At 71.2% G+C, this 17,297-nt stretch carries 18 protein-coding genes and 1 pseudogene; 18 read left to right on the forward strand and 1 reads right to left on the reverse strand.

The genetic code is table 11. The features are described 5' to 3' along the window. Nucleotides 1-10: 10 nt before the first annotated feature. Together ACFYZE_RS25190 and ffh are read left to right on the forward strand one after the other, a co-directional pair. Nucleotides 11-2,455, forward strand: coding sequence for a [protein-PII] uridylyltransferase (locus ACFYZE_RS25190; RefSeq protein ID WP_388998274.1), 2,445 nt, complete (start codon nt 11-13; stop codon nt 2,453-2,455). 88 nt (nt 2,456-2,543) lie between these two features. Further along, nucleotides 2,544-4,094, forward strand: coding sequence for a signal recognition particle protein (gene ffh / locus ACFYZE_RS25195; RefSeq protein ID WP_388998277.1), 1,551 nt, complete (start codon nt 2,544-2,546; stop codon nt 4,092-4,094). Nucleotides 4,095-4,151: 57 nt separating this feature from the next. On the opposite strand, the gene ACFYZE_RS25200 is transcribed toward ffh, so the two are convergent. After that, nucleotides 4,152-5,012 (reverse strand): SAM-dependent methyltransferase, encoded by an 861-nt coding sequence (locus ACFYZE_RS25200; protein WP_388998279.1) that lies wholly within the window; start codon nt 5,010-5,012, stop codon nt 4,152-4,154. Nucleotides 5,013-5,227: 215 nt separating this feature from the next. On the opposite strand from ACFYZE_RS25200, the pseudogene ACFYZE_RS25205 reads away from it, so the two are divergent. The 16 genes and pseudogenes from ACFYZE_RS25205 to dprA all read left to right on the forward strand — a co-directional run. After that, nucleotides 5,228-5,377 (forward strand): annotated as a pseudogene (locus tag ACFYZE_RS25205) (proline--tRNA ligase); the annotation flags it as partial. 433 nt (nt 5,378-5,810) lie between these two features. Then, nucleotides 5,811-6,407: a hypothetical protein gene (locus ACFYZE_RS25210; RefSeq protein WP_200422616.1), complete on the forward strand. Its 597-nt coding sequence runs from the start codon at nt 5,811-5,813 to the stop codon at nt 6,405-6,407. A gap of 304 nt (nt 6,408-6,711) precedes the next feature. Continuing rightward, nucleotides 6,712-7,140, forward strand: a complete 429-nt coding sequence (gene rpsP, locus ACFYZE_RS25215; RefSeq protein ID WP_200422617.1) for a 30S ribosomal protein S16 — start codon at nt 6,712-6,714, stop codon at nt 7,138-7,140. A 2-nt stretch (nt 7,141-7,142) separates the two neighbouring features. After that, entirely contained in the window at nt 7,143-7,382 is a 240-nt protein-coding gene (locus ACFYZE_RS25220; protein WP_029385578.1) for an RNA-binding protein, read from the forward strand. Nucleotides 7,383-7,463: 81 nt separating this feature from the next. Continuing rightward, nucleotides 7,464-8,006, forward strand: coding sequence for a ribosome maturation factor RimM (gene rimM, locus ACFYZE_RS25225; protein ID WP_388998282.1), 543 nt, complete (start codon nt 7,464-7,466; stop codon nt 8,004-8,006). Beyond that, nucleotides 8,006-8,839, forward strand: coding sequence for a tRNA (guanosine(37)-N1)-methyltransferase TrmD (gene trmD, locus ACFYZE_RS25230; protein WP_388998285.1), 834 nt, complete (start codon nt 8,006-8,008; stop codon nt 8,837-8,839). Before rimM ends, trmD begins: the two co-directional genes overlap by 1 nt. Nucleotides 8,840-8,976: 137 nt before the next feature. Continuing rightward, the gene (gene rplS / locus ACFYZE_RS25235; RefSeq protein WP_067004933.1) at nt 8,977-9,327 is read left to right on the forward strand and encodes a 50S ribosomal protein L19; all 351 of its coding nucleotides are present in this window, start codon (nt 8,977-8,979) and stop codon (nt 9,325-9,327) included. Between the two features lie 45 nt (nt 9,328-9,372). Beyond that, nucleotides 9,373-10,125, forward strand: coding sequence for a signal peptidase I (lepB, locus tag ACFYZE_RS25240; RefSeq protein ID WP_388998288.1), 753 nt, complete (start codon nt 9,373-9,375; stop codon nt 10,123-10,125). After that, a complete protein-coding gene (lepB, locus tag ACFYZE_RS25245; RefSeq protein ID WP_388998626.1) occupies nt 10,118-11,206 on the forward strand; it encodes a signal peptidase I in 1,089 nt (362 codons plus the stop codon). The genes lepB (ACFYZE_RS25240) and lepB (ACFYZE_RS25245) overlap by 8 nt, the downstream gene beginning before the upstream one ends. Continuing rightward, nucleotides 11,091-12,044 carry a signal peptidase I gene (gene lepB / locus ACFYZE_RS25250; RefSeq protein WP_388998291.1) on the forward strand — a complete coding sequence of 318 codons (954 nt, stop codon included), beginning with the start codon at nt 11,091-11,093 and terminating at the stop codon, nt 12,042-12,044. The genes lepB (ACFYZE_RS25245) and lepB (ACFYZE_RS25250) overlap by 116 nt, the downstream gene beginning before the upstream one ends. A 78-nt stretch (nt 12,045-12,122) precedes the next feature. After that, the gene (gene lepB, locus ACFYZE_RS25255; protein WP_388998294.1) at nt 12,123-12,869 is read left to right on the forward strand and encodes a signal peptidase I; all 747 of its coding nucleotides are present in this window, start codon (nt 12,123-12,125) and stop codon (nt 12,867-12,869) included. 31 nt (nt 12,870-12,900) lie between these two features. Then, complete coding sequence (locus tag ACFYZE_RS25260) at nt 12,901-13,395, forward strand: NUDIX hydrolase (protein WP_388998629.1); 495 nt, start codon at nt 12,901-12,903, stop codon at nt 13,393-13,395. A gap of 56 nt (nt 13,396-13,451) precedes the next feature. After that, nucleotides 13,452-13,760, forward strand: coding sequence for a DUF2469 domain-containing protein (locus tag ACFYZE_RS25265; RefSeq protein ID WP_003965949.1), 309 nt, complete (start codon nt 13,452-13,454; stop codon nt 13,758-13,760). A gap of 91 nt (nt 13,761-13,851) precedes the next feature. After that, on the forward strand, nt 13,852-14,253 hold the full coding sequence (locus tag ACFYZE_RS25270) for a YraN family protein (RefSeq protein WP_388998297.1): 402 nt from the start codon (nt 13,852-13,854) through the stop codon (nt 14,251-14,253). 1 nt (nt 14,254) lies between these two features. Next, a complete protein-coding gene (locus tag ACFYZE_RS25275; protein ID WP_388998300.1) occupies nt 14,255-15,880 on the forward strand; it encodes a YifB family Mg chelatase-like AAA ATPase in 1,626 nt (541 codons plus the stop codon). Then, a complete protein-coding gene (gene dprA, locus ACFYZE_RS25280) occupies nt 15,877-17,037 on the forward strand; it encodes a DNA-processing protein DprA (protein ID WP_388998303.1) in 1,161 nt (386 codons plus the stop codon). Before ACFYZE_RS25275 ends, dprA begins: the two co-directional genes overlap by 4 nt. Nucleotides 17,038-17,297: the final 260 nt, after the last annotated feature.

The following is a 17,297-nucleotide window of genomic DNA, read 5'->3' on the forward strand; positions in this document are numbered from 1 at the left end:
GAGTCGCTGGGTGACGAGTACGGACGTACGTACGGAAGCAGAGGGCTCGGGACCCAGCGGCTACGCGGCGGCCCGGCTGCGCCTCCTCACGGAGGGGGTGCAGTCCGGGCCGCCGCGCCGTGCCGCCCTGTCCGACCTGACGGACGGCTGGCTCGCGGAGCTGTTCGCCGCGGGCGCCGAGGGAGTGCGCGGCGTGTCCCTGGTCGCCGTCGGCGGTTACGGCCGCGGCGAGCTGTCCCCGCGCAGCGACCTCGACCTGCTCCTGCTGCACGACGGGAGCGACAGCAAGGCGGTCGCCGCCCTCGCCGACCGCATCTGGTACCCCGTGTGGGACCTCGGCCTGGCCCTCGACCACTCCGTGCGCACCCCGGCGGAGGCCCGCAAGACCGCCGGCGAGGACCTCAAGGTGCAGCTCGGCCTGCTGGACGCCCGGCACCTGGCGGGCGACCTCGGGCTCACCGCGGGACTGAGGACGGCCGTGCTGGCCGACTGGCGCAACCAGGCGCCCAAACGTCTCCCCGAACTCCAGCAGCTGTGCGCCGAGCGGGCCGAGCGGCAGGGTGAGCTGCAGTACCTGCTGGAACCGGACCTCAAGGAGGCCCGGGGCGGGCTGCGCGACGCAACGGCCCTGCGCGCGGTCGCCGCCTCCTGGCTCGCGGACGCCCCGCGCGAGGGACTGGCCGAGGCCCGGCGCCGGCTCCTCGACGTACGCGACGCGCTGCATCTGACCACCGGGCGCGCCACCGACCGGCTGGCCCTCCAGGAGCAGGACCAGGTCGCCACCGAGCTGGGCCTGCTGGACGCCGACACGCTGCTGCGGCAGGTGTACGAGGCGGCGCGCCTGATCTCGTACGCCAGTGATGTCACCTGGCGTGAAGTGGGGCGCGTGCTGCGTTCGCGCGCCGTGCGGCCGAGGCTGCGCGCCATGCTCGGTGGCGGAAAACCGGTCGCCGAGCGGTCCCCCCTGGCCGAGGGCGTGGTGGAACAGGACGGCGAAGTCGTCCTCGCGCGCGCCGCACGCCCCGAACGCGACCCCGTGCTCCCGCTGCGCGCCGCCGCTGCCGCCGCCCAGGCGGGCCTCCCGCTCTCCCTGCACGCCGTACGGCGCATGGCCACCAACGTGCGCCCCCTTCCCACGCCCTGGCCCGCCGAGGCGCGCGAACAGCTCGTGACCCTGCTGGGCTCCGGCCGTCCCACCGTCGAGGTCTGGGAGGCCCTGGAGGCCGAGGGACTGATCACCCGTCTGCTGCCCGACTGGGAGCGGGTGCGCTGCCGTCCCCAGCGCAACGCCGTGCACCTGTGGACCGTCGACCGGCACCTGATCGAGACGGCCGTACGCGCCTCGGAGCTGACCCGCCGCGTGGGCCGCCCCGACCTCCTCCTGGTCGCCGCCCTCCTGCACGACATCGGCAAGGGCTGGCCCGGCGACCACTCCGTCGCAGGCGAGATCATCGCGCGCGACGTGGCCGGGCGCATCGGCTTCGACCGCGACGACGTCGCCGTCCTCGCCACCCTCGTACGCCACCACCTGCTCCTCGTCGAGACCGCGACCCGGCGCGACCTGGAGGACCCGGCCACCGTCAGTTCGGTCGCCGAAGCCGTCGGCTCACAGAGCACCCTGGAGCTGCTGCACGCCCTCACCGAGGCCGACGCACTCGCCACCGGGCCCGCGGCCTGGTCGACCTGGCGCAGCGCGCTCGTGACCGACCTGGTGAAACGGGTCTCCGCGGTGCTGGCCGGCGACGAGCCCGACGACCCCGAGGCCGCCACGCCCACCGCCGAGCAGGAACGGCTCGCCGTCGAGGCGTACCGCACCGGCGGTCCGGTCCTGGCACTGCGCGCACAGACCGAGCCGCCCGCCGAGGAACCGTCCGGCGAACCCGAACCCCTCGGTGTGGAACTCCTCATCGCCGTACCGGACCAGCCGGGCGTGCTGCCCGCCGTGTCCGGGGTGCTCGCCGTGCACCGCCTCACCGTCCGCACCGCCGAGCTGCGCGCCCTGGACCTGCCGGACGGCATGGACGGCTCGGTGCTGCTGCTCGACTGGAGGGTCGCGGCGGAGTACGGCTCCCTGCCCCAGGCGGCCCGGCTGCGCGCCGACCTCGTACGCGCCCTGGACGGCTCCCTGGACATCTCGGCCCGCCTCGCGGAACGCGACGCGGCCTACCCGCGCCGTCGGGGCGTGGTGCCCCCGCCGCCGCGCGTGACGGTCGCCTCCGCGGCCTCCCGCCACGCCACGGTGATCGAGGTCCGTGCCCAGGACGCACCGGGGCTGCTGTTCCGGATCGGGCGGGCACTGGAGAAGGCGGGGGTGCGGGTGCGCAGCGCCCACGTCTCCACGCTGGGGGCCAACGCCGTGGACGCCTTCTACGTGACGACGGGCACGGGCGCACCGTTGCCGGCGCAGGACGCGGTGTCGGTGGCACGGGCCCTGGAGGAGACGCTGCGGGGGTGAGGCCGGCGGGCGGGGACGTTTTCCTCGCGCGGCCGGATACCCTGGAGGGCAGCCCAAGACGACCCCGACCCCGAGGACCGACGCCGCCGTGTTCGACACCCTCTCCGACCGCCTTAGCGCGACTTTCAAAAGCCTCCGCGGAAAAGGCAGGCTCTCCGAGGCGGACATCGACGCCACGGCGCGTGAGATCCGCATCGCGCTCCTCGAAGCCGACGTGGCCCTGCCCGTGGTCCGCTCCTTCATCAAGAACGTCAAGGAGCGCGCCCTCGGCGCCGAGGTCTCCCGGGCGCTGAACCCCGCCCAGCAGGTCCTCAAGATCGTCAACGACGAGCTGGTCACCATCCTCGGCGGCGAGACCCGCCGCCTCCGCTTCGCCAAGCAGCCCCCGACCGTCATCATGCTCGCGGGTCTGCAGGGTGCCGGTAAGACCACGCTCGCGGGCAAGCTCGGCAAGTGGCTCAAGGAGCAGGGGCACTCCCCGCTCCTGGTCGCCGCCGACCTCCAGCGCCCGAACGCGGTCAACCAGCTCAGCGTCGTCGCCGAGCGTGCCGGCGTCGCGGTCTACGCACCGGAGCCGGGCAACGGCGTCGGCGACCCGGTCAAGGTCGCCAAGGACTCCATCGACCACGCCAAGCAGAAGGTCCACGACATCGTGATCGTGGACACCGCGGGCCGCCTCGGCATCGACCAGGAGATGATGCAGCAGGCCGCGGACATCCGGGACGCGGTCTCGCCGGACGAGATCCTGTTCGTCGTCGACGCCATGATCGGTCAGGACGCCGTGAACACCGCGGAGGCCTTCCGCGACGGCGTCGGCTTCGACGGCGTGGTGCTCTCCAAGCTCGACGGTGACGCCCGTGGCGGTGCGGCCCTGTCGATCCGGCAGATCACCGGCAAGCCGATCATGTTCGCGTCGAACGGCGAGAAGCTCGACGACTTCGACGCCTTCCACCCGGACCGGATGGCCTCCCGCATCCTCGACATGGGTGACCTGCTCACCCTGATCGAGCAGGCGGAGAAGACGTTCAGCCAGGAAGAGGCCGAGAAGATGGCCTCCAAGCTGGCGTCCAAGAAGGGCCAGGACTTCACCCTGGACGACTTCCTGGCCCAGATGGAGCAGGTCAGGAAGATGGGCTCCATCTCCAAGCTGCTCGGGATGCTGCCGGGCATGGGCCAGATCAAGGACCAGATCAACAGCATCGACGAGCGCGACGTCGACCGCACCGCCGCGATCATCAAGTCGATGACCCCGGGCGAGCGCCAGGACCCGACCATCATCAACGGCTCGCGCCGCGCCCGTATCGCCAAGGGTTCCGGTGTCGAGGTCAGCGCGGTGAAGAACCTCGTCGAGCGGTTCTTCGAGGCCCGCAAGATGATGTCCCGCATGGCCCAGGGCGGCGGTATGCCCGGCATGCCGGGGATCCCGGGCATGGGCGGCGGCCCCGGCCGCGCCAAGAAGCAGCAGAAGAAGGCCAAGGGCAAGCAGCGCTCCGGCAACCCGATGAAGCGCAAGCAGCAGGAACAGGAGGAGGCCGCACGCCGCGCCGCCGCGGCGCAGAGCGGGGGCGCCTTCGGCCTGCCGCAGCAGAGCGGCCAGGAGTTCGAGCTGCCGGACGAGTTCAAGAAGTTCATGGGCTGACCCGCGTTCGACGCGTACGCCGGGGCGCCCCTCCGAGGAGGGGCGCCCCGGCGTCGTCTAGGGGATGCGGGCGATCAGGTAGCGGAAGACGTTCGGCATCCACACCGTGCCGTCCGCACGCCGGTGCGGATGCAGCGCCTCCGCCAGCTCCTTGTCGACCTGCTCCTGATCCGTCGCGTCGATCGCGGCGTCGAACAACCCCGTCGACAGCATCCCCCGCAGCGCGCTGCCCATGTCGGCGTACCCGAACGGGCATGCGACCCGCCCCGACCCGTCCGGCCTGAGCCCGCAGCGCCACGCGGCCTCCTCCAGGTCGTCGCGCCGGGCCGGCCGCCAACGGCCCCCGCCGCGTTCCGGATCGGCCAGTTTGGCGGCGACCCGCAGGACGGACGCGGTGCTGCACCGCTCCGGCGGACCCCATCCGGCGAGCACCACGGGCGTCCCGCGCTCCGTGAACGGCGCCACCGCCACCAACTGCTCCTCGAGGGTCTCGGCGTCACCGGCCGCACAGCCGATCGGCTCGAACGCGGTCACCAGGTTGTACGCCGGCTCATCGGGTGCGGGCGCCGCGTCCCGTGGGCGGCCCTCCACGATCCGGGCACCGGCACACGCGCGCGTGCCCCACGGCGCGGGCCCCAGCCGCTCGCGCGCGAGCGCCAGCCGTTCGCACGCCCCGCAGTCCACGCCGGTGACCGACGCGCCCCGGGAGGCGGCCATCAGCAGGGCCAGACCCGTACCGCAGCCGAGCCCCAGCAGCCGCGTCCCGGAACCCACTTCCAGCCGCTCGTAGACGGCCTCGTAGAGCGGCACCAGCATCCGCTCCTGAATCTCCGCCCAGTCACGCGCGCGTGCACCCCGGTCCACGCGAGGAACCGCGCCCGCGTGGGAAAGGTGCTGCCGCACGGGCGTAGGTGTCATCGAAAGCGCCCCAATCCGCCGTGAGTTGCCGCTGTCTGACGATGCCGTCCCCCGTGACGTGCCCTCGCACTCGGCCCCCGTGGCCCCCGTATGGCCTCCGTATGCCAGGAAACTCCGCGCCCGTCGTGGCGTCCAGGGGTCGTGGGGTACTCGGTGCGCGCCGTCCGCGCGCCCCTGGTCCGCCCCCGGGCGAGAAATATTCACCCGGCACACGGGTGCCCCCGTACCATCGCGCCACGGCAAGGGCACCCGTTCTCACGCCCCGTGTCGAGGACTTTCCCCGTTGGTATCAGGACGTCGTGAACAAGGCCGAACTGGCGGACAACGGGCCGGTGCGCGGGACCATGGTGATCCGACCGTACGGGTAACGGCTGTGGGAGCGGATGCAGCAGGAGATGGCCGTGCTCGGGGAGGACGGCGAGGCGGGGCTGGCCGAGCACTCGGTGACCGTACGGTGTCTGGTCGCCCGAGGACGGGTCGGTTCCCGACGCCGACGACGCACCCGGTAACGTCGCCGTCGTGGCGCGCGCTTATTGAGATGACCGGTCGGTGGGTCAAGAGCGGCCGAAACGCCTCTTGCGCATTCGAGGACCACAGCAGCCCCGGCGTGCGGAGTTCCTCTACGCGCCGGGCCGTAGGCGTCGCTACGCACCACCTTGGGATGAGCTGTGAGGCTTCTCCGCAGTTCGGCGCACCCGCCCTCGTCAGGACGCATCAGCGGCAACTGACGGGTACGTGCAAATTATTTGGGATGCCCCGGAATAGGAACACGGGGGGCCTCAGGCTCGTTGTCATTACGTGAGCACGACACCACCTGTTCTCGCCGCAGAGCTGGCGCAGGCGTGGGCCGACATTCAGCGGTACCACCCCGAGCTGCCCGATCTTGCCGCGCCCGAGTCACTGATCGGGGAGTCGTCGTCCGCCTGCGGGCACGAACTCTCCTTCGAACGACTGCTGCATGAGGCAGTCCACGGCATCGCCGCCGCGCGCGGAGTACGCGACACCTCCCGTGCCGGCCGCTACCACAACCGCAGATTCCTCGCGATCGCCGAGGAGCTGGGCCTGGACCACCCCGAGGAGCCGCACCCGAGCAGCGGCTTCTCCCTGGTCACGCTCAACCCCGAGGCGAAGCGGCGCTACCGCCCGACGATCGAGCGGCTCCAGCGCGCGCTCAAGGCCCACTCGCAGGCGACGGCCGCCGACACGGCCCGCACGTTCCGGGGCCCGGCCGCCCGCCACGGCTCCTCCGGGGGCGGCGTCCGCGTCAAGGCGGTCTGCGACTGCGGGCGCAACGTGCGAGTGGTCCCCTCGGTCCTGGCCCAGGCCCCGATCGTGTGCGGCGGCTGCGGAAAACCGTTCCGCATCCCGGAGCCGGTGGGAGCGGCGGCAAGCTGAGCCGACGGCTGCTCGTGGCGGCCGTACCTCACTTGCCCGCAGGCATCCGTGAGCGCCGGGTGGTGTGACCAACGCCCGGGGGACCCCGGCGCCGGGTGCCTCTTCGGCATGCCCGCGCACGTGCACACCGCCCCCTCGGCCATGAGCGACCCGCCGGGTATGGCACAATGGCTAGCTGTACTCGACAGCCGCACAGGACCCCTCTCTCCTCCGGCTGACGCGTCCATCGGGCACTCGGGTACCGCAACCCCACGCGGCCACTTCGCCGTGCCCAACCACGTCAAATCCAGGAGAACCCACTCCCGTGGCAGTCAAGATCAAGCTGAAGCGTCTGGGCAAGATCCGTTCGCCTCACTACCGCATCGTCGTCGCCGACTCCCGCACCCGCCGTGACGGCCGGGCGATCGAGGAGATCGGCAAGTACCACCCGACGTACAACCCGTCGGTGATCGAGGTCGACGCCGAGCGCGCGGCGTACTGGCTCTCCGTCGGCGCTCAGCCGACCGAGCCCGTGCTCGCCATCCTCAAGAAGACCGGCGACTGGCAGAAGTTCAAGGGCGAGCCCGCCCCGGCGCCGCTGCTGCAGCCGGAGACCAAGGCCGCGCGTCCGTCGTTCGAGGCCATCAGCGGCGAGGACGAGGGCAAGGGCGAGGCGATCACCCAGAAGAAGAAGGCCGAGAAGAAGGACGAGGCCCCGGCCGAGTCCTCTGCGTCTGAGTCGACCGAGGCCTGAGCATGCTCGAGGAGGCTCTCGAGCACCTCGTGAAGGGCATCGTCGACAACCCTGACGATGTGCAGGTGGCCTCGCGCAACCTGCGTCGCGGGCGTGTGCTCGAGGTCCGGGTCCACCCCGACGACCTCGGCAAGGTGATCGGCCGCAACGGCCGCACCGCACGTGCTCTGCGCACCGTCGTGGGCGCCATCGGCGGCCGCGGCGTCCGGGTCGACCTCGTCGACGTGGACAACGTCCGCTGAACCAACGCAGCACCGGCTCGGGCCGGGGAGGGCCACTGGGCCGTCCCCGGCCCGTAGTCGTATGACAGGAGATCAAGCACAGTGCAGCTGGTAGTCGCACGGATCGGCCGCGCCCACGGGGTCAGGGGCGAGGTCACCGTGGAGGTCCGTACCGATGAGCCGGAACTCAGGCTCGCACCCGGCGCCGTACTGGCCACCGACCCCGCCTCCGCCGGGCCGCTGACCATCGAGACGGGCCGGGTCCACAGCGGCCGCCTGCTCCTGCGCTTCGAGGGCGTGAGGGACCGCAACGCCGCAGAGGCGCTGCGCAACACCCTGCTGATCGCGGAGGTCGACCCCGACGAACTGCCCGAGGGCGAGGACGAGTACTACGACCACCAGCTCATCGACCTGGACGTGGTGACCGAGGACGGCGTCGAGGTCGGCCGCATCACCGAGATCTCGCACCTGCCCACGCAGGACCTGTTCGTGGTGGAGCGTGCGGACGGGACCGAGGTGCTCATCCCGTTCGTGTCGGAGATCGTCACCGAGATCGACCTCGAGGAGCAGCGGGCGATCATCGATCCGCCGCCGGGACTGATCGACGACAGGGCCGAGATCGTGTCCTCCCGAGAAGAGGCGTAATGCGGCTCGACGTCGTCACGATCTTCCCCGAGTACCTGGAACCGCTGAACGTCTCCCTCGTCGGCAAGGCGCGCGCGCGTGGGCAGCTCGACGTCCATGTGCACGACCTGCGGTCCTGGACGTACGACCGGCACAACACCGTCGACGACACGCCGTACGGCGGCGGCCCCGGCATGGTGATGAAGACCGAGCCCTGGGGCGATGCCCTGGACGAGATACTCGCCGACGGCTACGAGACCGGCTCCCACGAGCCCGCGCTGATCGTGCCGACCCCCAGCGGCCGCCCCTTCGCCCAGAAGCTCGCCGTCGAACTCTCCGAGCGCCCGTGGCTGATCTTCACTCCCGCCCGCTACGAGGGCATCGACCGCCGCGTCGTCGACGAGTACGCCACCCGGATGCCGGTGTACGAGGTGTCCATCGGCGACTACGTCCTCGCCGGCGGCGAGGCGGCCGTCCTCGTCATCACCGAGGCGGTGGCCCGGCTGCTGCCCGGCGTCCTCGGCAACGCCGAGTCCCACCGGGACGACTCCTTCGCGCCCGGCGCGATGGCCAACCTCCTCGAGGGCCCCGTCTACACCAAGCCGCCCGCCTGGCGCGACCGGAGCATCCCCGAGGTGCTGCTCAGCGGCCATCACGGGAAGATCGCCCGCTGGCGCCGCGACGAGGCCCTGAAGCGCACGACGGCCAACCGGCCCGACCTGATCGAGCGCTGCGACCCCGCCGCCTTCGACAAGAAGGACCGCGAGATGCTGTCCATCCTGGGCTGGGCACCGGACCCGGACGGCAAGCCCTACGGCCGATTTTGGCGCAGGCCGGACGGCATGGAAGAATAGTGCGCTGTTGCCCGCCGTCCGGCGTGCGCCCCTGCCACAGGGGGACACGACGCCCGCCCCGACGACGGCCACCACTCTCTTACCGAAAAACTACGTACCGCCGATGACCTGTGGCATCGGCGAAGAAAGCAGACGAAATGTCTCACCTGCTCGACACCGTCGACGCCGCGTCGCTGCGCTCCGACATCCCGGCCTTCCGTCCCGGCGACACGGTCAACGTCCACGTCCGCGTCATCGAGGGCAACCGCTCCCGTGTGCAGCAGTTCAAGGGCGTCGTGATCCGCCGCCAGGGCTCCGGCGTGCGCGAGACCTTCACGGTCCGCAAGGTCTCCTTCTCCGTCGGCGTCGAGCGCACCTTCCCGGTGCACACCCCGATCGTCGAGAAGATCGAGCTCGTCACCAAGGGTGACGTCCGTCGCGCCAAGCTGTACTACCTGCGCGACCTGCGCGGCAAGGCCGCGAAGATCAAGGAGAAGCGCGAGAACTGAGCGCCTGAGGGAGTTCACAAGCGGGCCGGATAGCATCTGGCCCCGATGGACACCGAAGCACAGCAGGAGCGCGGCCGCTCCTCCCACCCCGCTCAGCCCGAGGAGACCTCGGACACAGGGGGGCCGGAGGAGCGGTCGCGCTTTGCGTTGCTGTCCCGGGTCGCCGACCGGCTGCCCGGTGGCCGGATCACCCTCACCGTGCTGGTCTGCCTGCTGTTCCTCCTCACCCTCGGCACGTTTGTGACGCAGCCGTTCGACATACCGAGCGGTTCCATGGAGCGCGGATTGAGGATCGGGGACCGCGTTCTCGTAAACAAGTTGGCGTACCGTTTCGGATCCGAACCGCAGCGGGGAGACGTCGTCGTGTTCGACGGCACCGGATACTTCGGGAACGCCGACTACGTCAAACGGGTAGTAGGTGTAGGGGGAGACCACGTGGTCTGCTGCGACAAGGAGGGGAGGCTCGAGGTGAACGGCCGGTCGGTCGACGAGTCGTCGTTTCTGTACCCCGGCAACAGCCCGTCGGACGTCCCCTTCGACGTCGTCGTGCCCGACGGCGCGCTCTTCGTCCTGGGCGACCACCGCAGGGACTCCAGCGACTCCCGGGACCACCTCGGCTCGCCGGGCGGCGGCATGGTCCCCGTCGGCTCCGTGATCGGCCGTGCCGACTGGGTGATCTGGCCCTCCGCGCACTTCAGGCACATCACCCGCCCCGGCGCGTACGCGCGCGTGCCCGCGTCCGGCGCGAGCGCCCCCGGAACGAACGCCCTGAAGGCAGCGGGCGGTGCGCATGGGTAACCGCGGCAAACCGCGCGGTGTGCCGTCCGACACCGCCACGCAGAACCTGCTGCCCACCGGCGCGCGACGCGCTGCCGGCGGGGCCCCCACCGGACGCAGCCGTGCCGAGCGGCGCAAGCTCCAGCGCAAGGTGAAGCGCAAGAGGAGGCGTTCCGCCGTCAAGGAGATACCGCTCCTCGTCGGTGTCGCCGTCCTCATAGCGCTGGTTCTGAAGACCTTCCTCGTGCAGGCGTTCGTCATCCCGTCGGGCTCCATGGAGAACACGATCCAGATCGGCGACCGCGTCCTCGTCGACAAGCTGACCCCGTGGTTCGGCTCCAAGCCGCAGCGCGGTGACGTCGTCGTGTTCCGGGACCCCGGCGACTGGCTCGCGGGCGAGAAGACGCCCCAGAAGAACGACCCCATCGTCGTCAAGCAGGTCAAGGAAGGGCTCACCTGGATCGGCCTGCTGCCGTCCGACAACGACAAGGACCTCATCAAACGGGTCGTCGCGGTCGGCGGAGACACCGTCAAGTGCTGCGACACGCAAGGGCGGGTCACGGTCAACGGCGTACCGCTGAACGAGCCGTACATTCACCCGGGGAACAAACCTTCGGACTTCTCGTTCTCGGAGACCGTGCCACCGGGCCGTCTGTGGGTGATGGGCGACCACCGGGCCAACTCGGCCGACTCCCGCTACCACCGCAACGAGCCGTACGGCGGTACTGTCTCGGAGGAGTCCGTCGTGGGCCGCGCCATGGTTATCGCCTGGCCCATCGGGCACTGGACCCGATTGAAGGAGCCGGACACTTACGCGTCGGTGTCGGGCGGTGCCACCAGCGCAGTCGGTCCGTCGCATAGGGTGGCCTCCGCGGATCGATACGGATTGATCCCCCTCCCGAGCCCTGCGGAACTCCCGCTCGTTATGGGAGTGGTTGGCCTGCGTCGACAGGGGCGCCGGCGGCGGTACGGAGTGAGGAGTGGATGTGGGGGATTTGGCGGTCGGCGCACGGTCCGGACACGAGGGTCCCGAGGAGAGGCCGGAGCGACCCGACGAGGCGGCTGCCCCCGCCGCGGAAGAGCACGCCGGCACCGGGAGTGACTCCACGGCGCACGGCGCGCGGGAGAGCGGCGGACAGGGCGGCGGCCCCAGGAAGCAGCGCTCCTTCTGGAAGGAACTTCCGCTCCTCATCGGCATCGCGCTGGTGCTCGCGCTGCTGATCAAGACGTTCCTGGTGCAGGCGTTCTCGATCCCCTCGGACTCGATGCAGAACACCCTCCAGCAGGGCGACCGCGTCCTCGTCGACAAGCTGACCCCGTGGTTCGGCTCCAAGCCCTCGCGCGGCGAGGTCGTGGTCTTCCACGACCCGGACAACTGGCTGGCGGGCGAGCCCACCACCACGCCGAACGCCCTGCAGACGGCGCTGAGCTGGATCGGCCTGATGCCGTCCGCCGAGGAGAAGGACCTCATCAAGCGGGTCGTCGGCGTCGCCGGCGACACCATCGAGTGCAGGAACACCGGCCCCCTGCTGGTCAACGGCAAGCCGCTCAACGAGCCGTACGTGTACCCGGGCAACACCCCGTGCAGCGTCGACGACCAGGGCGGCCAGTTCAAGGTGACGGTTCCCCCCGGCAAAATCTGGGTCATGGGCGACCACCGGCAGAACTCGCTCGACTCGCGCTACCACCAGCAGGACAAGTACCGGGGCTTCGTGCCCGTGGGGAACGTCGTGGGCCGCGCCATCGTGATCGCCTGGCCGCCCACCCGCTGGGACACGCTGCCCATCCCCGACACCTTCGACCAGGGCCTGAACACGGTGGCCCCCTCGGCCCTCGGCCTGATCGGCGCCGTGCCGCTGGTGATGTGGCGCAGGCGCCGCCTCACCGCGCGCCTTACCGACGGAAACCCGCGGGTTTCCGGCAGCGGTACCGCCGGGTAGGGTGCCGTCCCAGATCGCCGATCTTCCGCGGCCCGGCTGTGGCCACGGGATCGATTCTCCGACCTGGGAGCTGTGGGGATGAGCGGGACTGCTCGTGCGGACAAGGGCCGCGGACGGCTCGGCAGCAGGCTGTCGGGGCTGGCCGTGGCCCTCGGCTGTGTGCTCTTCCTCGGCGGGTTCGTCTGGGGTGCGATCGTCTACCAGCCCTACACCGTGCCCACCAACTCCATGTCGCCCACCATCGCCGCCGGTGACCGGGTCCTCGCCCAGCGCGTCCACGGCGCCGACGTCAAGCGCGGCGACGTCGTCGTCTTCCGCCAGACGACCTGGGGCAACATGCCGCTGGTCAAGCGCGTGGTGGCGGTCGGCGGCGACACCGTCGGCTGCTGCACCGACGGCAAGCTGACCGTCAACGGCAAGCAGATCGACGAGACCTACCTGGCCAAGGGCGAGCCCGCCGAGTTCAAGACGATCCCCACGATCACGGTCCCCAAGGACCGGCTGTTCGTGCTCGGCGACGAGCGCAGCGGCTCCCTGGACTCCTCCGCCCACCTCACGGAGGCCTTCAACGGCACGGTGCCGCGCAACGCGGTGGACGCCCGTGTGGACGCCGTGGTGTGGCCGATGCACGGCATGCTGGCCCGCCCGACGGGCTTCGAGGCACTGGGCCCCCTCTCGTCGCCCGGGCCGCTGCGGCTGATCCTCGGCGTGATCGTGGCGGGCGCGGTGCTGGTGCTGGGAGGCGCCGCCTACGGGCCGATCGCGGGTCTCGCGCGACGGGGGAGCGGCACCGCGGTGCGGACGGAACCGGCCCGTGCCCGCTGATCCCTCCCCGCCCGCGCCCCCGACGCCGGAGGTGCCGGGCACCGACGCGCCGCGCAAGGTGGCCCGGGTGGTGCTGCTGGACCCCGACGAACGCATCCTGCTGCTCCACGGCCACGAGCCGGAGGACCCGGCGGACGACTGGTGGTTCACCCCCGGCGGCGGCGTCGAGGGCGACGAGACACGCGAGCAGGCCGCGCTGCGGGAAGTGGCCGAGGAAACCGGTATCACGCAGGTCGAGCTGGGCCCCGTGCTGTGGCGGCGCAGGTGCTCGTTCCCGTTCGCGGGCCGCCGCTGGGACCAGGACGAGTGGTACTACCTGGCCCGTACGACCCAGACGGCCACGGCCTCGCCGAACCTCACGGAACTGGAAAAGCTCAGCGTCGCGGGAGCACGGTGGTGGACGTGCGGAGAACTGGCCGCGGCACATGAGACGGTGTATCCGAAGAGACTCGCCGAGCTGCTGCGCACACTGCTCGACGAAGGTCCCCCCGCCGAACCTGTGACCCTGGACACGGAAATCGTCTAGGGCCTCACAGGAGTGGCGCACAATGGGGGGATCGCACGGCTGAAGGGGAACATGCCATGAGCGCCGAGGACCTCGAGAAGTACGAGACCGAGATGGAGCTCAAGCTCTACCGGGAGTACCGCGATGTCGTCGGTCTGTTCAAATATGTGATCGAGACCGAACGGCGCTTCTACCTCACCAACGACTACGAGATGCAGGTGCACTCGGTCCAGGGCGAGGTGTTCTTCGAGGTGTCCATGGCGGATGCCTGGGTGTGGGACATGTATCGCCCCGCCCGTTTCGTGAAGCAGGTACGAGTCCTCACATTCAAGGACGTGAACATCGAGGAGCTGAACAAGAGCGACCTGGAGCTGCCGGGCGGCTGAGCACCGCGCCCGTGACCGCACCCGTGTGGGTGACGGACTTTTCCACAACCGCCGAGTAGTCCACCAAGATCCAACCGGTGGAGCCCGATGCGTGACGGTTGGCGCCGGAGGTGGTGCCGACATGAACACACACCAGGCACGCAACGCACTCGGCAGGTACGGAGAGAACCTGGCCGCCCGGCGCCTCACGGCCGCCGGAATGACCATCCTGCAGCGCAACTGGCGCGACGGCAGAAGCGGCGAGATCGACATCGTCGCCAGGGACGGCGACGTCCTGGTCCTGTGCGAGGTCAAGACCCGCAGGGGTGGATCCTTCGAGCACCCGATGGCCGCCGTGACCCCCCAGAAGGCGCAGCGGCTGCGCGACCTAGCCGAACGCTGGATCCAGGCCCACGGCGGCGCCCCACCGGGAGGCGTCCGCATCGACCTGATCGGCGTCCTGCTCCCGCAGCGCGGCGCACCCGCAGTCCAGCACGCGCGGGGGGTGGCCTGACATGGGCTTCGCGCGCACATGCTCCGTCGCACTGGTCGGCGTCGAAGGCGTGGTCGTCGAGGTCCAGGCCGACCTCGAACCAGGCGTCGCGGCATTCACCCTCGTGGGCCTGCCCGACAAGAGCCTGACGGAGAGCCGGGACCGGGTCCGGGCCGCCGTGGTCAACTCGGGCGGCGAATGGCCACAGAAGAAGCTCACCGTCGGACTCAGCCCCGCCTCCGTGCCCAAGGCCGGCAGCGGGTTCGACCTCGCCGTCGCCTGCGCCGTACTCGGCGCCGCCGAACGCATCGACCCCAGGGTGCTCGCCGACATCGTCATGATCGGCGAACTCGGCCTCGACGGACGAGTCCGTCCCGTCCGCGGCATCCTGCCCGCGGTCCTGGCCGCCGCGGACGCGGGCTACGAACAGGTGGTCGTGCCGGAATGCGCCGCCGCCGAGGCCACACTCGTCCCCGGCGTCTCCGTACTCGGCGTCCGCAGCCTCCGGCAACTGATCGCCGTCCTCGCCGACGAGCCCGTACCCGACGAGGAGCCGGACGCGCAGGGCCGCCCCGATCCCCTCCTCGCCGGCCTGCGCTTACCGGGCACCGGGGCCGCCACCGGGATGCACAGCGTCGGCGCCGCCCAGCACGACACCGGCCACGACCTCGCCGACGTCGTGGGCCAGCACTCGGCGCGCACCGCGGTCGAGGTGGCCGCGGCCGGCGGCCACCACCTCTTCCTCGAAGGCCCGCCCGGCGCCGGCAAGACCATGCTCGCCGAACGGCTGCCCGCCATCCTGCCCAGACTCAGCAGGCAGGAGTCGCTGGAAGTCACAGCGGTGCACTCGGTCGCCGGCCTGCTCCCACCCGGCAAACCCCTGATCGACATCGCCCCCTACTGCGCCCCCCACCACTCGGCCACCATGCAGGCCCTCGTCGGAGGCGGCCCCGGCGTCGCCCGGCCCGGCGCCGTCTCACTCGCCCACCGAGGGGTCCTCTTCCTGGACGAAACTCCCGAGTTCAGCAGCCACGCCCTCGACGCCCTGCGACAGCCCCTGGAGTCCGGGCACGTCGTGATCGCCCGCAGCGCCGGTGTCGTCAGGTTCCCCGCGAAGTTCCTCATGGTGCTCGCCGCCAACCCCTGCCCGTGCGGACGCTTCTCCCAGCGCGACACCCACTGCGACTGCCCGCCCTCGGCGATCCGCCGCTACCAGGCCCGGCTCTCCGGCCCCCTCCTCGACCGGGTCGACCTGCGCGTCGAGGTCGACCCCGTCACCCGGGCCGAACTCACCGACCGCGGCGCCCGCGGCGAGACCACCGCGACCGTCACCGACCGGGTCCGCGCCGCCAGGCAGCGAGCCGCAGCACGCCTGGCGGACACCCCCTGGCGGACCAACAGCGAAGTGCCGGGACGCGAACTGCGCAGCCGCTGGCACGCGGCGCCCGGCGCCATGGACGAGGCCGAACGCAGCCTGGAACGGGGCGTGCTCACCGCCCGGGGACTCGACCGCGTGCTGCGCGTGGCCTGGACGGTCGCCGACCTCGTGGGCCACGACCGGCCCAACGCCACGGACGTCGCCCTGGCACTGCAACTGCGCACCGGCGTGCCGCGGGGCGTGCCCATGACGATCGGAGCATCGGCATGAGCGTGGACGGCACCCTCGACGCCGCATCCCTCGCCCGGATCTTCCTCACCCGGGTCATCGAGCCCGGAGACGAGACGGCCGGCCGCTGGCTGCGGGAACGCGGCCCCGAAGAGCTGGCCCGACGACTGCGCGAAGGCGGCAGGCGGCTGCCGGGGGCGACCCACAAACGCTGGGCAGGTCTGCTCGCGCGGGCCGCACGAGCCGAGCCGGAGCAGGACTGGGCCGCCGCCCGAGATGCCGGCATGAGGTTCGTCTGCCCCGGGACAGCCGACTGGCCGGCCCAGCTCGACGACCTCGGTGACGCACGCCCTATCGGGCTGTGGGTGCGAGGGCGCCCCAGTCTGCGGATGTGGGCCCTGAAGTCCGTCGCGCTCGTCGGCGCACGGGCCTGCACGGAGTACGGCGCACACGTCGCGGCCACCCTCGCCGCCGACCTCGCCGAACGCGGCTGGGTCGTCGTGTCGGGCGGCGCCTACGGCGTCGACGGCGCCGCCCACCGAGGCGCCCTCGGGGCCGGCGGTGCCACCGTCGCCGTCCTCGCCTGCGGCGTCGACCAGCCCTACCCACGCGGCCACAGCCGGCTGATCGGCAGGATCGCGGAACAGGGACTGCTCGTGGGGGAACTGCCGCCCGGAGAACACCCGACACCCAGCCGGTTCATCCTCCGCAACAGGGTCATCGCCGCACTCACCCGCGGCACCGTCGTCGTCGAGGCCGCCCACCGCAGCGGCTCCCTGGTCACCGCGCGTGCCGCTGCGCGGCTCGGCCGCCTCGTCATGGGCGTCCCCGGACCCGTCACCAGCGGTCTCTCGGCAGGCGTGCATGAACTGCTGCGCGGCGAAGCCATACTCGTCACCGACGCAGCGGACGTCGTGGAACTGGTCGGCGACATGGGCGAACTGGCCCCGGACCGACGCGGCCCCGTCCTGCCCCGCGACCTGCTGGAACCCGCCGCCCGACGGATCCTGGCCGCCCTGCCCGCACGCGGCACAGCGTCCCCGGCCGAGATCGCCCGCGGCGCGCAGACGACCCAGGACGACGCGGTCGGGAGACTGTACGAACTCCGATCACTTGGATTCGTCGAACGACACGGCGATGGCTGGAAGTTGACACGCCAGGCCATCACAGCCGGTCGACAAGATCACCTCCGATGCTGACCGAGCGCGTGTCGGCCGTCCGGGCGACCCCCGACAGCCTTGACGTTTCCCGCAGTTGACCCTTTCCGGCGATCACAGACGGCTACCACTGCACCCGCGGCAACCGCCCCACACGGCCCGTTCGCGCACGGGTGATCCGTTGTCCTTCGCACACTGCGACACCACAGTCACGCTACGCTCACGAGGTTCCGACTCAGACAGGCCATCTCGGCACCAGACCGACAGCTCACCCAGGCATCACCAGTTCACAGCAGAACGGC

The sequence above is a fragment of the Streptomyces sp. NPDC001796 genome, from assembly GCF_042892355.1.
Taxonomy (GTDB): domain Bacteria; phylum Actinomycetota; class Actinomycetes; order Streptomycetales; family Streptomycetaceae; genus Streptomyces.

Excerpts from the sequence above, each read along its gene's own strand:
- ACFYZE_RS25265 (WP_003965949.1), top strand. The coding sequence starts at position 13,452 with ATGAGCGCCGAGGACCTCGAGAAGTACGAGACCGAGATGGAGCTCAAG.
- trmD (WP_388998285.1), top strand. The coding sequence starts at position 8,006 with ATGCGGCTCGACGTCGTCACGATCTTCCCCGAGTACCTGGAACCGCTG.
- ACFYZE_RS25220 (WP_029385578.1), top strand. The coding sequence starts at position 7,143 with ATGCTCGAGGAGGCTCTCGAGCACCTCGTGAAGGGCATCGTCGACAAC.
- rplS (WP_067004933.1), top strand. The coding sequence starts at position 8,977 with ATGTCTCACCTGCTCGACACCGTCGACGCCGCGTCGCTGCGCTCCGAC.
- lepB (WP_388998626.1), top strand. The coding sequence starts at position 10,118 with ATGGGTAACCGCGGCAAACCGCGCGGTGTGCCGTCCGACACCGCCACG.
- dprA (WP_388998303.1), top strand. The coding sequence starts at position 15,877 with ATGAGCGTGGACGGCACCCTCGACGCCGCATCCCTCGCCCGGATCTTC.
- ACFYZE_RS25275 (WP_388998300.1), top strand. The coding sequence starts at position 14,255 with ATGGGCTTCGCGCGCACATGCTCCGTCGCACTGGTCGGCGTCGAAGGC.
- ACFYZE_RS25200 (WP_388998279.1), bottom strand. The coding sequence starts at position 5,012 with ATGACACCTACGCCCGTGCGGCAGCACCTTTCCCACGCGGGCGCGGTT.
- lepB (WP_388998288.1), top strand. The coding sequence starts at position 9,373 with ATGGACACCGAAGCACAGCAGGAGCGCGGCCGCTCCTCCCACCCCGCT.
- lepB (WP_388998294.1), top strand. The coding sequence starts at position 12,123 with ATGAGCGGGACTGCTCGTGCGGACAAGGGCCGCGGACGGCTCGGCAGC.